Source organism: Rhizobium sp. CF122, from assembly GCF_000282035.1.
In the GTDB taxonomy this organism is placed as follows: domain Bacteria; phylum Pseudomonadota; class Alphaproteobacteria; order Rhizobiales; family Rhizobiaceae; genus Rhizobium.
In genome coordinates this window covers 90891-104530 of sequence record NZ_AKKA01000009.1, presented here as the reverse complement: position 1 = coordinate 104530, position 13640 = coordinate 90891, and the positions used below count along the sequence as shown (strand labels likewise).

The window sequence follows — 13640 nt, the reverse complement described above, 5'->3', positions numbered from 1 at the left end:
GGGTCTCTGCCGGATGGGTGGGGATGCGGGCTGGCGTTTGACCGGCGCCACTTCTGGTCGGAGTTCAAGAACGCAGCTGTCAGCTGCTTCCAGCTTCTGCGGAAAGGGGTGGCTGCGGCGTCAGCAGTACCTGCAACTGGTCCATATCCGTCTCGCCGCCGATCCGTTTCTTCAGAATGCGGCCGATCTGCTCGCCGGTGGCCGTCAGGTCTTCATAGATGGTCTCCACCTTCGGTTGGATGGCGGAGAGGAGCTGGGACGTCTGCTTGGCGACGATGTCGTATTCAACGCCGAGTGTGAGACCGCAGTCGCTCATGCCGGTGACGGTGGCGAGCGCGCAGACTTCGCCGCCGCAGGTGAAGGCATCGGGTGGGTCGGGTTCCCGATGGCGTCGGGCGATGCGGTCGCGAATGGCGCCTGCCGGATGATCGAGGTCGATCCCGGAGATGACCTCATAGGCGCAGCCGGCTTCGCGAACGGCGGTCATGAAGCCATGCAGGATATGGCTGCCGAAGCTGAACTGCATCGGGCCGCTGATCAGAGCCGGCTTGCGGCGCCCCTTGACGATCAGCCGCTTGGTTGCCTCGTAGGCGAACGTGAAATTGTCGTAGTCGACATAAGGATGCGGGGTCGAAAGTTCGGTACGGCCATGGGTGACGAACGGAAAATCGTGCTCCATCAGCAACCGCACGCGTGGGTCGAAAGGTTCGGTGCGCGACATGACCAGGCCGTCGGCCATGTGGTTGCGCATGATGTAGTTGACCGCCTCGATGTTGGTTGTGTGCGGCAGGTTGGGCATGACGATCAGATGGTAGGCGGTGCCCTGCAGCGCCTTGGCGATGCCGGACATGATCGAGGTGCCATAGCCGAGGATTTCCTCGTGCGGCTCAAGCAGGATGGCGATGACATTTGTGCGGCCGGTCTTCAGGCGCTGGGCGGCGCGATCGGGGGAATAGCCGACCTGAATCGCGATCTCGCGGACACGCTTGCGGGTTTCGTGATTGATCACCGGGTCGTCCGACAGCGCCCTCGACACCGTGGTTACGGCAAGGCCTGCCATATCCGCGATGGTACGCAGCGTTGGTTTGCCGGTCCTGCGGGTCGATCTGGTCGTGGGCGGCATTGCGATGCGAGACACGCTCGGCTTTCCTCCAAAGGGGTCGGATGGCCGGACACTAACGCGACAGCCAAGCCGACGCAATGCCGGACTGGAAACGTTTTAAATTTGCGGCTCAGTTTCGCTTGTGCTGCAGTTCATGCTAAAAAACAAACAAAAACATACGGTAACTTGTGTTTCTCGAACGTGGAAAGGCGACGCGTGTGACTTGACTTGGTTAAGTTTATAACGTTTTAAATTAACGCAAGCGGCGTTTTCGCCGTGATAGCCAGGGCCTTTGTGCGGGGAGTGTGCACGGGCTTTTGAACGCGGATTCTCCGCTTTTGTGAACTTGCAAACCGGGAGGAAAACGATGCGCAAGTTTTTGATGACGACTGCTTTGGTGACAATGACGGTAGCTGGCCTCGGCGCCGCCAAGGCCGCCGACGTGAAAGAAGTGCAGATGCTGCATTGGTGGACGTCGGGCGGCGAGGCCGCGGCCCTCAATGTCCTGAAGGAGGATCTGGCGAAGGAAGGGTTTGCCTGGAAGGACGTGCCGGTCGCTGGCGGTGGTGGTGACGCGGCAATGACCGCGCTCAAGGCCATGGTTGCTGCGGGCACCTATCCGACGGCGTCTCAGATGCTCGGCTATACCGTTCTCGACTACGCACAGGCCGGTGTCATGGGCGACCTTACCGAGACGGCGGTGAAAGAGGGCTGGGACAAGTCGGTCCCGGCTGCTTTGCAGAAGTTCTCGATGTATGACGGCAAGTGGGTTGCCGCTCCGGTCAACGTTCACTCGGTCAATTGGCTGTGGATCAACAAGGCCGTCATGGACAAGATCGGCGGTACCGAGCCGAAGACCTTCGACGACCTGATTGCACTGCTCGACAAGGCCAAGGCGGCAGGTGTCACCCCGCTCGCGCTCGGAGGCCAGAACTGGCAGGAGGCGACGATGTTCGACTCCATCGTGCTGTCGACAGGTGGGCCCGAGTTCTACAAGAAGGCTATGAACGATCTCGACGAGGGGTCTCTGAAGTCGGACACGATGAAGAAGTCGTTCGACAATCTCCAGAAGATGGTCACCTACGTCGATCCGAACTTCTCCGGACGTGACTGGAACCTCGCAACGGCCATGGTCATCAAGGGCGATGCACTCGTTCAGGTCATGGGCGACTGGGCGAAGGGCGAATTCGTAGCGGCCAAGAAGACGCCGAATACGGACTTCCTGTGCTACCGCTTCCCGGGCACTGACGGCAGCGTGATCTACAACTCCGACATGTTTGGGATGTTCAATGTGCCGGACGATCGCAAGGCCGCCCAGGTCGCGCTTGCAACGGCAACTCTTTCCAAGAGCTTCCAGTCGGCATTCAACGTCGTCAAGGGCTCGGTTCCTGCCCGTACCGACGTGCCGGATACCGACTTCGATGCTTGTGGCAAGAAGGGTATCGCCGACCTGAAGAAGGCGAACGAAGGCGGCACGCTGTTCGGCTCGCTGGCGCAGGGCTATGGCGCTCCTCCGGCAGTCGCCAATGCTTACAAGGACGTCGTCTCCAAATTCGTGCATGGCCAGATCAAGACCTCCGATCAGGCGGTCGAAGAACTCGTCAAGGCAATTGAGGACGCCAAGTAATCAAGGCCTCCCGCGGTCTTCCCCGCCCTCGTGGCGGGGAAGGCTCCGCAACGGACGACATCGTCGGAGGAGATGAACCCATGAGCACCATCACTACAGATAAAACCGTTCTTACGCCACACCGGGGAACGCCAATTTCAATCCGCGCGCGCCTGCAAGACGCGCTGCCGAAGATCGTGCTCGCGCCGAGTTTCGCCATCACGCTTGTTTTCGTCTACGGCTTCATCATCTGGACGGTCTATCTGTCCTTTACCAATTCCAAGACCTTTCCGTCTTACGCCCTGACCGGGCCGCGCGCCTATCAACGGCTCTGGCGCTGGACGTTTGAAAGCGATCCGCCCTCGAGTTGGTACACCTCGATCACCAACATGGGCATTTTCGGCGTCCTTTATATCGGCATATGCCTGGCGCTCGGACTGTTTCTGGCGATTTTGCTGGATCAGAAGATCCGCGGCGAGGGGATACTGCGGCCGATCTTCCTGTACCCGATGGCGCTTTCCTTCATCGTCACTGGTGTTGCCTGGAAATGGTTCCTCGATCCGGGCCTTGGCCTTGAGCAGACACTGCATCAGTTCGGCTGGACGAGCTTCCACTTCGACTGGATCAAGAACAAGGATTTCGTGATCTACACGGTCGTAATCGCCGGCGTTTGGCAGGCCTCCGGCTTCGTGATGGCGATGTTCCTTGCCGGCCTTCGCGGCATCGACAGCGAGATCATGAAGGCGGCGCAGATCGACGGCGCAACCACGGTGCAGCTCTATCGGCGCATCATTATTCCGCTGCTCAGACCCATCTTCCTGTCGGCCTTCATCGTGCTGGCCCACATGGCGATCAAGTCCTACGACCTTGTCGTGGCGCTGACATCGGGCGGACCGGGTGGCTCGGCCTGGCTGCCGTCGAACTTCATGTACGAATACACGTTCAAGCGGAACGAGATGGCGGTCGGTTCGGCCAGTGCGGTGATCATGCTGATGACGATCTCGGCGATCATCGTTCCCTATCTCTATTCCGAGCTCCGGGAGAAATCGCGATGAGCGCTGTCACCTCGACCATGTCCGACGCGGCCAATGCTGCGCGCTCCAGAATGTTCAGTCGGATTTTCATCTACGGCCTGCTGGTCATATTCGCGATCATCTATCTGATGCCGTTGTTCGTCATGCTTGTGACTTCGTTCAAGACGATGGACGAAATCCAGAGTGGCAATATGCTGGCCTTGCCGCAGTCGCCGACGATCGATCCCTGGTTCAAGGCCTGGGGCGAGGCCTGCGTCGGTCTGACCTGCGCCGGCATCAAGGGTTACTTCTGGAACTCGATCAAGATGGTCGTCCCGGCTGTGGCGATCTCGACGATCATGGGGGCGCTCAACGGCTACATCCTGACCAAGTGGCGCTTCCCCGGCCACACGCTGGTATTCGGCCTGATGCTGTTTGCCTGCTTCATTCCGTTCCAGTCGGTGCTTCTGCCCATGGCGACCATCCTTGGCAGTCTCGGCCGGTTCGGGGCGACGTTGCGCAACGAAATTGGCGTATCGCTGGGTTTCGGCAATCCGACCGTCAATCTCGTCACCGTTCACGTCATCTATGGTCTCGGCTTCACGACGCTTTTCTTCCGTAACTATTACGAGGCCTTTCCGACCGAATTGGTGAAGGCGGCGCAGGTCGATGGCGCAAGCTTCTTCCAGATTTTCCGCCGCATCATGCTCCCCAATTCGCTGCCGATCATCGTCGTCACGGTCATCTACCAGTTCACGAATATTTGGAACGACTTCCTGTTTGCCTCGGCCTATGCGGGAACGGGCGATTCCATGCCGATGACCGTGGCTCTCAACAACGTCGTGAACACCTCCACGGGTGTCGTCGAATACAACGTCAACATGGCGGCAGCGATGATCGCAGCCTTGCCCACACTCCTCGTCTACATTCTCGCCGGCCGCTACTTCGTGCGTGGCCTGATGGCGGGCGCTGTCAAAGGATAATCCAATGGCCTTCCTCGAAATATCCGGTCTCAAGAAGCGTTTCGGCTCGTTGGAGATCCTCAAGGGTATCGACCTTGAACTGGAGAAGGGCGGCTTCCTCGTGTTGGTCGGCCCCTCTGGTTGCGGCAAGTCGACATTGCTCAACACCATCGCCGGCCTGGAATCGATTACCGCGGGCGACATCCGCGTCGAGGGTCGAAGCATCGCCGACCTGCATCCCTCGAAGCGCGATATCGCGATGGTGTTCCAGAGCTACGCGCTCTATCCCAACATGACGGTTGCCGGAAATATATCCTTCGGCATGGAAATGCGCGGCGTACCTGTCGAGGAGCGCAACAAGGCGATCGACAAGGTCGCCAAGGTGCTTCAGATCGGCCATCTGCTCAATCGCAAGCCGAGCCAGCTGTCGGGTGGGCAGCGCCAGCGCGTTGCCATGGGGCGAGCGCTGGTCCGCGATCCCAAGCTCTTCCTGTTCGACGAGCCGCTTTCAAACTTGGACGCCAAGCTGCGTGTCGACATGCGTATCGAAATCAAGCGGCTTCATCAGGCGACCGGCACGACGATCGTCTACGTGACCCACGACCAGATCGAGGCAATGACGCTCGCCACCAAAATCGCCGTCATGCGGGATGGCGAGGTGCAGCAATTTGGAACGCCTGCTGAGATCTACAACAACCCCGCCAACATGTTCGTGGCTGATTTCATGGGGTCTCCGGCCATGAATCTTCTCGCGGGAACGATCGAGAAGGGGGCCGCGGGATTGACAGTATCGCTGGCGCGTCCGCACGGAGAACCGGTCCGGCTCCCGGTCACATCAGGCAACGGCGCGCTTGAGGCGCATGCCGGCCGGGAGATCGTCTTCGGCATCCGACCGGAGGCGCTGACCGACCCGGATGGCGCGGACCGCAACGCCAAGGCCCTCGCCGAAAGCGACTGCCTGATCGAGGTGGTGGAACCGGCGGGATCGGATACGTTCGCAGTGACGAAGCTCGGTGGGAAGGAAGTCGTGGCCCGTCTGCGCGCGGATGCCCGAATTCAGCCGGGGCAGAGCGCCCGCCTGGCGTTCAATCTCGACAAGGCGGTGTTCTTCGATCCTCAAAGCCAGACGCGTATAGCGTAGTCTGGTCTGGATATTCGAAATGAGCAGCACACCTGATATCATCATCATAGGATCGGGCGTGGGTGGTTCCACCGTTGCCGCCGGACTGGCGGCAACCGGTGCCGAGATCCTGATCCTCGAGGCTGGCGACTTCATTGCCGATCGCCCGGAGAACCGCGACCAACGGGCCATTTTCCAGCGCGGGCATTTTCGTCCGAAGGAGGTGTGGTACGAGGCGGACGGTACGGCCTTCAATCCCGGCAATTACTACAATGTTGGCGGCAATTCGAAGTTCTACGGTGCGGTGCTATCGCGCTATCGCCGGGAAGATTTCGAGGAGATCCGCCACAGGGAGGGCGTCTCGCCCGCATGGCCGTTTCCCTATGAGGTTCTGGAGCCCTGGTATAGCCGCGCAGAACGGATGTACGAGGTTCGGGGAAACCTCGGAGATGATCCCACGGAGCCTGGCCATTCGGGCAACTACGACTATCCGGCTGTTCCCGACGAGCCCCCTATTGCTGATGTCAGAGCGCGACTGAAGGCGAAAGGCCTGCACCCGTTTTCGCTGCCGTTGGGGGTGAATATCGACGCTTGGCTGTCGAAGGCCAAGACACCCTGGGATGCGCATCCGAATTCGCGCGACGGGAAGATGGATGCGGAGACCGCTGCTCTCCTCAAGGCCTTGGAATATCCGAACGTCCGCCTCGAGACGAACGCGAAGGTGATGAAGCTCGAGGCTGATGGAAACGGCAGGATCGAGCGCGTCCGCTACCGCAAGAACGGCGAGGACCTGGCTGTCGCTCCGAAGCTGGTCATTCTATCGGCCGGCGCCGTTCAATCCGCCGTGCTACTGTTGCGTTCGGCCGATATGCGCCATCCGAACGGGCTTGCAAATTCCTCCAATCAGGTCGGGAGGAATTTCATGAACCATAATTCGTCGGCGGTGATCGCTGTTTCGCCGACCTATCGAAATGGGTCGATCTATCAGAAAACCTTCGGTTTCAATGATTTCTATTTGTCTGATGGAAACGGCGGCCCGCCGCTCGGGAACGTTCAACTGCTGGGCAGAATCTCGGCAAAGGTACTTAAGGGCTCGCTGCCCTGGGCACCGGAATGGCTGCTCCAGAACATTACGGGCCATGCGATCGACTTCTATGCAATGAGCGAGGATATACCTCACCCGGAAAGCCGCGTGAGGGTGGATGGGGAGCGCATCGTTCTGCAGTGGCAGAGGACGAACTGGGATGCGCATCTCGAACTGGTCGGGAAGCTGAAGGCGGTCCTCAAGTCGATCGGATTCCCGATCGTTCTTTCAAAGCCGTTCGACAAGCGCACGCCGTCTCACCAGTGCGGCACCGTCAGGATCGGCAACGACCCCGCGAGCGCGCCGCTGGATCCTTATTGCCGTTCCTACGATCACCAGAACCTCTTTGTAGTGGACGCCAGCTTCCTGCCGACCTCGGCTGCGGTGAATCCCGCTCTGACGGTCGCCAGTCAGGCGCTGCGGGTCGCCGACCACATCGCATCGAAGGATTTACGCGCATGACAGAGCAGGTTGAAAGGCCAGTCGCCATAGTCACCGGCGGACGCCGCGGCATCGGTCTCGGGATCGCGATCGCGCTGGCGAAGGCCGGTTACAACATAGCGATCACCGGTGTCGGGGCGGCGCAGGAGAGCCGGGACGTCGTCGACGAGCTTCGGGGCTTGGGAGTGGATGCCGTCTATCTGCAAGCGGATGTTTCCGACGTCTCCAGGCATGACGAGACCATGCGTGCGGTCCTGTCGAGCTTTGGGCGCATCGATTGCCTCGTCAACAATGCCGGAATGGCGGCTGTGGTTCGCGGCGATTTCCTAGGCTTGCTTCCAGAAAACTTCGACACGATCATGGCGACGAACCTCAAGGGCACGGTGTTTTTCACGCAGGCCGTCGTGAAGGCGATGCTCGTGACAGGTGCGGCTCATCGTCCGAGATCGATCATCAACATCACGTCTGTCTCCGCCGAGGCAAGCTCGCCGGAACGACTGGATTATTGCATCAGCAAGGCCGGCCTTGCCGCCTTTTCGCAGGGGCTTGCTTTGCGGCTGGCGGATTCAGGAATCGCGGTGTTCGAAGTGCGGCCTGGGATCATCCGGACCGACATGACTGCCGGCGTGACATCGAAATATGACGCCCTCATCGAAAGTGGCCTGGTGCCGATGAGGCGATGGGGCGAGGCCGAAGACCTCGGAAAGATCTGCGCAGCGCTTGCTTCCGGCGACTTCGGCTTTGCCACCGGCACGGTGATTAACGCCGATGGCGGCCTGTCCATTCCTCGCTTGTAACAGGATAGAGAAATGCGTTTCGACTACATTATTACCGGAGCAGGCCCCGCGGGATGCGTGTTGGCCAGCCGGCTGAGTGAAGATCCCGACGTTAATGTGCTGCTGCTTGAAGCCGGTGGAGGCGACTGGAACCCATTGTTCCATATGCCCGCGGGTTTCGCGAAGATGACGAAGGGCGTTGCGAGCTGGGGCTGGGAGACAGTTCCGCAGAAGCACATGAAGGGCAGGGTGCTGCGCTATACGCAGGCTAAGGTGATCGGCGGCGGCTCATCGATCAATGCCCAGCTCTATACCCGCGGTAACGCGGCAGACTATGACCTGTGGGCAAGCGAGGATGGATGTGAGGGCTGGGACTATCGCTCCATACTGCCGTACTTCAAGCGCGCCGAAGACAATCAGCGCTTTGCTGACGATTATCACTCCTACGGGGGGCCCCTCGGTGTCTCGATGCCTGCCTCTCCCTTGCCGATTTGCGATGCCTACATACGGGCCGGCCAGGAACTCGGCATTCCGTATAATCATGATTTCAATGGTCGGCAGCAGGCGGGTGTCGGCTTCTATCAGCTGACGCAACGCGACCGTCGCCGTTCGTCGGCATCGCTGGCATACCTCTCCCCAATTAAAGGACGGAAGAACCTGGTGGTCCGGACGGGCGCGAGGGTGGCGCGCATTGTCCTGGAGGGCCATCGCGCCGTCGGCGTCGAGATAGCGACCGACCGTGGCTCCGAGATCGTTCGCGCCGAACGCGAAGTTCTTGTATCGTCGGGTGCGATCGGATCCCCGAAGCTCCTCCTTCAGTCGGGGATCGGTCCTGCTGACCATCTTCGATCGGTAGGGCTCAAGGTGCACCACGATCTTCCAGGCGTTGGTGGCAACCTGCAGGATCATCTCGATCTCTTTGTCATCTCCGAATGCACCGGCGATCACACCTACGATGGCGTCGCGAAGCTCCACAGGACGATCTGGGCCGGCGTTCAGTATGTCCTGTTTAGAACGGGTCCGGTTGCCTCCTCCCTCTTTGAGACCGGAGGCTTCTGGTATGCCGACCCGGATGCGCGGTCGCCCGATATTCAGTTCCACCTTGGCCTTGGATCCGGGATCGAGGCGGGGGTCGAGCGCCTGAAGAATGCCGGTGTGACCCTGAACTCGGCCTACCTGCACCCACGTTCACGCGGAACGGTGCGGCTTTCCGCAGCTGATCCGGGTGCTGCGCCTCTGATCGATCCGAACTACTGGTCCGACCTGCATGATAAGGTCATGTCACTGGAAGGATTGAAGATCGCCCGCGAGATCATGCAGCAGGCAGCGCTCAAGCCCTATATTCTGGCCGAGCGATTGCCGGGCCCGAAGGTCATGACCGACGAGCAGCTGTTCGATTACGGCTGCGCCAACGCGAAAACCGACCACCACCCGGTTGGCACCTGCAAGATGGGGACGGGGCCGGAAGCTGTTGTCGGTCTCGATCTCAAGGTCCATGGTCTCGAGGGGCTTCGGGTGTGCGATTCGTCGGTCATGCCGCGGGTTCCATCGTGCAACACCAACGCACCGACCATAATGATTGGCGAACGAGGCTCTGACCTTATCCGGGGATTGCCGCCACTGCCTGCAGCGATCTTTGCTCACGAGCGCAACGAAACGCGACCGAGGGCGAGGGCGATCGTCAGCTAAGTGTTCGGACAGCGAAGTTTAAAAATGGAGTAGGGTTTGATTTCCGATTCACGAGCTTTCCTGCAAACCCTGTTTCATGAGGCGGTCAAGGCTGCCGACCCCTACGAGGCATTGGTCCGCCACCTGCCAGATCCGCCGAAAGGCCGGACAATTGTTATCGGAGCCGGGAAGGCAGCGAGCCAAATGGCGGCTGCATTCGAGCGTGCCTGGTCTTATCCGTTCGAAGGTCTCGCTGTTGCCAGGCATGGGCCAATCGCGGACTGCCGGTCGACCAAAATTCTGCAGGCGGCTCATCCCGTCCCGGACAGGGCTGGCCTCGTTGCGGCAGAGGCGCTGATAAACCATGTGCATGGGCTGACCTCCGACGATCTGGTCATTGCGCTGATATCCGGCGGCGGCTCAGCCCTCCTGCCGGCACCGCCGACTGGCTTTACCCTCGCCGACGAAAGCGCCTTGAACGAAGCACTGCTGGCCTCGGGGGCTCCCATCTCAGGCATGAACGTCGTGCGGAAGCATTTCTCTCGCATCAAGGGAGGACGGCTTGCCGCCCTTGCCTACCCGGCCAGGGTAGTCAGCCTCGTTGTGTCAGATGTTCCGGGAGACAATCCGGCCTTCGTTGCGTCAGGGCCTACGGTTCCAGACAACAGCGATGCGGAGGAGGCGCTCCGAGTGATTCGGGACTATCGGATCGATCTCCCGGCGCGCGTAATCGACTGCATCCGGAATAGGAGAGCGCCAGCCGCCGGCGACAACGTATTCGCCAACAACGAGGTTCATGTGATTGCCTCGGCGCGCGTGTCCTTGGAGGCGGCTGCCGATCGGGCGAGATCCCTTGGCGTGCACCCCCTCATTCTTTCGGATTCGATCGAAGGAGAGGCGAAGGATATCGGCCGGATGCATGCGGCGCTCGCTCGTGAGTTCTCCGCAAGGCCTCCGGCTCCAAAGCCTCTCGTGCTGCTTTCTGGCGGGGAGACCACCGTCAGTATCGGAGCTGGAACGTACGGCAAGGGCGGACGAAATTCCGAGCTTCTTCTCTCGGCCGCGATCGATCTTCAAGGTGTCGACGGCGTTGTGGCAATGGCTGCGGATACCGACGGCATCGACGGCTCCGAAGACAATGCCGGCGCCTTTTGCGACGGCGGGACGGTGGCGCGCATCAGGAGCGCCGGCGGCGATGCGCGCGCGTTCCTTGCGGGTCATGATGCGTGGTCGGCCTTCAACCTCGCCGGCGATCTCTTTGTACCCGGACCGACGGGTACCAACGTGAATGATTTCCGCGCTTTTCTTGTAACGTAGGGCTGCAGCGAGAGGCCGATCAGCCTTAGCGTGTGCCAGTTGGCGGCGTCATGCGTGAAGTGCCGCAGCGCCAAATCAGTATGCTGCAAGTCTGTACGGCACGATCCGGCGACGCTTATGTCTTTGTTGTGTTTGAGGAAGCCCGCCCCAGGCCCCTCGGGGCGGGCTCTATCGATCCGGACCCCTTCCGGACCGCGGCTGATGGTGAGCCGCTGGAAATACCAATGCCGGGTGTCGCGCGTTGAGACAACCGAAAGCTGTTCTGTTGGTTATTTGGTAAGGTTAACGACCCCGCGTGCCGTATGTCTGGACATTGGAAGGGACTCCCTTCAACACTGGATGCTTGGGCGTTCGCTCAAGCTAGAGTGAGCGACGGCGGAACAAAAAAACAAGGGGATTGGTCATGGTCGACCGGCTGAAGGGGAAAGTTGCAATCATTTCCGGTGGCGCGACGGGCATGGGTGGGGCAGCCTCCCGTCTCTTTGCCGCCGAGGGCGCCAAGGTGGCGATCATTGACCGGAATGAAGCGGCAGCGCGCCAAACGGCGGAGGAAATCCGCGCTGCTGGTCATGTTGCGGAGTACTGGGTAGCCGACGTATCCGACGAGGCGGCAGTTATCCAGGCGGTCAAGGGAGTGGAGGAAAGCTTCGGCGCTGTTACCGTGCTTTTCAACCACGCCGGGACGATCGTCATCAAGCCGTTCCTGGAAACGACACTTCAGGAGTGGGAATGGCTGCATGCGGTGAACGTTCGGTCCATGTTCCTGATGACACGAGCCGTGCTGCCGGGGATGATTGCCGCCGGCGGCGGTTCCATCGTCTGCACGTCGTCAATCTCGGCAGTGGCCGCAACGCCGATGGAGGTGCTTTACGACACGACGAAGGGCGCCGTGCATATGTTTGCGCGGGCAATCGGCGTGGAGTTCAGGGATCGCAACATTCGCTGCAATGCCGTCTGCCCCGGCTTTATCCGCACGCCGCATGGGTTACGCGAGGTGAGCGAATTGCAGGCCCTTGGCGTCGATGTGTCGGATGCTGCTATTGCCGCTCAGCAGGGTCGGATCGGCGAGCCGGAGGATGTGGCGCGCGCCGCGCTCTATCTCGCCAGCGACGAGTCGATGTTCGTCAATGGCGCACATCTCTTCGTCGACAACGGGTTCACCGCCATCTAGGTCCGGTTCGACTTGCCAAGCTTAAATTAAAAGGGCCGAGATCGTGATCTCGGCCCTTGTCGTTTCGTATCCTGCGGTACGGGCTTAACTGCCGGTTTTCGCAGCATGGCGGCGGCCCTTGCCAATATCGGGCAGGAAGATGGTCAGCAGGCCAAGCAGCGGCAGATACGAGCAGATGCGATAAACGAATTCGATGCCCATGTGGTCGGCCACCATGCCGAGGCCCGCTGCGCCGATACCGCCGATACCGAAGGCAAAGCCGAAGAACAAGCCGGCAATCATGCCGACGCGTCCCGGAACCAGCTCCTGGGCGAAGACGACAATCGCCGAGAAGGCGGAGGCGAGGATGACGCCGATCAGGAAGGTCAGGAAGACCGTCCAGCTGTAGTCGGCATAAGGCAGGGCAAGCGTGAAGGGCAGGGCGCCGAGGATCGAGAACCAGATCACGAACTTGGTGCCGAACCAGTCGACAACAGGACCGCCGGCGACCGTGCCGATGGCAACGGCGCCGAGGAATACGAACAGCAGAATCTGCGCGTGCTGTACCGACACGCCGAAGCGCTCCATCATGTAGAAGGTGTAGTAGCTCGAAAGGCTTGTCATGTAGACGTACTTCGAGAACACCAGCAGTGCCAGGACGCCGATCGACGCAATGACCTCCGCGCGCGGGACATGTACGGCAGGTACCACTGCCTTGCGACCGGCATTGTTCTTGCGGTGGTCCGCATACCAGGCACCGACGCGCCACAGGATGATCATGCCGGTCAGCGCTGCAAGCGAGAACCATGCAACGCTATGCTGGCCACGCGGCAGCACGATGAAGGCTGCCAACAGCGGACCGATCGCCGAGCCGAAATTGCCGCCAACCTGAAACAGCGATTGGGCAAGGCCATGGCGTCCGCCCGAAGCCAGCCGGGCAACGCGTGAGGATTCCGGATGGAACACGGCCGAGCCGAGGCCGACGACGCCGGCGCCAATGAGCAGCACCCAATAGGCGTGCGCGTAGGCAAGCAGCACCAGGCCGATCAGCGTGAAGCCCATGCCGACAGTCAACGAGTAAGGCAACGGGCGCTTGTCAGTATAGATGCCGATCAGCGGCTGTAGAAGCGATGCAGTAACTTGGAACACGAGGCCAAGGAAGCCGATCTGCGTGAAGTCAAGACCGTAGCCGTCCTTGATCATCGGATAAAGAGCAGGGATCAGCGACTGCATTGTGTCGTTGAGGAGGTGGCAGAAGCTCACGGCCATGATGATGCCGAAAACCGTCTGTTCCGCAGAGTGCCTCTCTGCCGTCATTGCGCTGTTTGTCACGATTCTACTCCGTCCTTTGACGATCCGGAGATAGCCGACTTGCTGCTGTCCCGCTTTCGTGTTTTGGTC

At 60.3% G+C, this 13640-nt stretch carries 11 protein-coding genes; 9 read left to right on the top strand and 2 right to left on the bottom strand.

Annotated features, from left to right (window positions below; translation table 11 throughout):
• Nucleotides 1-79: 79 nt before the first annotated feature.
• Entirely contained in the window at nucleotides 80-1123 is a 1044-nt protein-coding gene (locus tag PMI09_RS02305) for a LacI family transcriptional regulator (RefSeq protein ID WP_037081647.1), read from the bottom strand.
• A 346-nt stretch (nucleotides 1124-1469) separates the two neighbouring features.
• Between PMI09_RS02305 and PMI09_RS02300 the strand changes: the two genes are divergently transcribed.
• The 9 genes from PMI09_RS02300 (at nucleotide 1470) to PMI09_RS02260 (ending at nucleotide 12260) form a co-directional block, all read left to right on the top strand.
• On the top strand, nucleotides 1470-2729 hold the full coding sequence (locus PMI09_RS02300; RefSeq protein WP_007788466.1) for an ABC transporter substrate-binding protein: 1260 nt from the start codon (nucleotides 1470-1472) through the stop codon (nucleotides 2727-2729).
• 80 nt (nucleotides 2730-2809) lie between these two features.
• Entirely contained in the window at nucleotides 2810-3763 is a 954-nt protein-coding gene (locus tag PMI09_RS02295) for a carbohydrate ABC transporter permease (protein ID WP_007788465.1), read from the top strand.
• Nucleotides 3760-4704, top strand: coding sequence for a carbohydrate ABC transporter permease (locus PMI09_RS02290; RefSeq protein WP_007788463.1), 945 nt, complete (start codon nucleotides 3760-3762; stop codon nucleotides 4702-4704). Before PMI09_RS02295 ends, PMI09_RS02290 begins: the two co-directional genes overlap by 4 nt.
• A 4-nt stretch (nucleotides 4705-4708) precedes the next feature.
• On the top strand, nucleotides 4709-5824 hold the full coding sequence (locus PMI09_RS02285; protein ID WP_007788461.1) for an ABC transporter ATP-binding protein: 1116 nt from the start codon (nucleotides 4709-4711) through the stop codon (nucleotides 5822-5824).
• A 19-nt stretch (nucleotides 5825-5843) separates the two neighbouring features.
• Nucleotides 5844-7349, top strand: a complete 1506-nt coding sequence (locus tag PMI09_RS02280) for a GMC oxidoreductase (protein WP_007788459.1) — start codon at nucleotides 5844-5846, stop codon at nucleotides 7347-7349.
• Nucleotides 7346-8125: a 3-ketoacyl-ACP reductase gene (locus PMI09_RS02275; protein ID WP_007788457.1), complete on the top strand. Its 780-nt coding sequence runs from the start codon at nucleotides 7346-7348 to the stop codon at nucleotides 8123-8125. Before PMI09_RS02280 ends, PMI09_RS02275 begins: the two co-directional genes overlap by 4 nt.
• A 12-nt stretch (nucleotides 8126-8137) precedes the next feature.
• Nucleotides 8138-9793, top strand: a complete 1656-nt coding sequence (locus tag PMI09_RS02270) for a GMC family oxidoreductase (protein ID WP_007788455.1) — start codon at nucleotides 8138-8140, stop codon at nucleotides 9791-9793.
• 36 nt (nucleotides 9794-9829) lie between these two features.
• Complete coding sequence (locus tag PMI09_RS02265) at nucleotides 9830-11089, top strand: glycerate kinase type-2 family protein (protein WP_007788453.1); 1260 nt, start codon at nucleotides 9830-9832, stop codon at nucleotides 11087-11089.
• A 403-nt stretch (nucleotides 11090-11492) separates the two neighbouring features.
• Nucleotides 11493-12260, top strand: a complete 768-nt coding sequence (locus PMI09_RS02260; RefSeq protein ID WP_007788449.1) for an SDR family NAD(P)-dependent oxidoreductase — start codon at nucleotides 11493-11495, stop codon at nucleotides 12258-12260.
• A gap of 84 nt (nucleotides 12261-12344) precedes the next feature.
• Here PMI09_RS02260 and PMI09_RS02255 read toward each other — a convergent pair whose 3' ends face one another.
• Nucleotides 12345-13556 carry an MFS transporter gene (locus PMI09_RS02255; protein WP_037081644.1) on the bottom strand — a complete coding sequence of 404 codons (1212 nt, stop codon included), beginning with the start codon at nucleotides 13554-13556 and terminating at the stop codon, nucleotides 12345-12347.
• Between the last annotated feature and the right edge of the window lie 84 nt (nucleotides 13557-13640).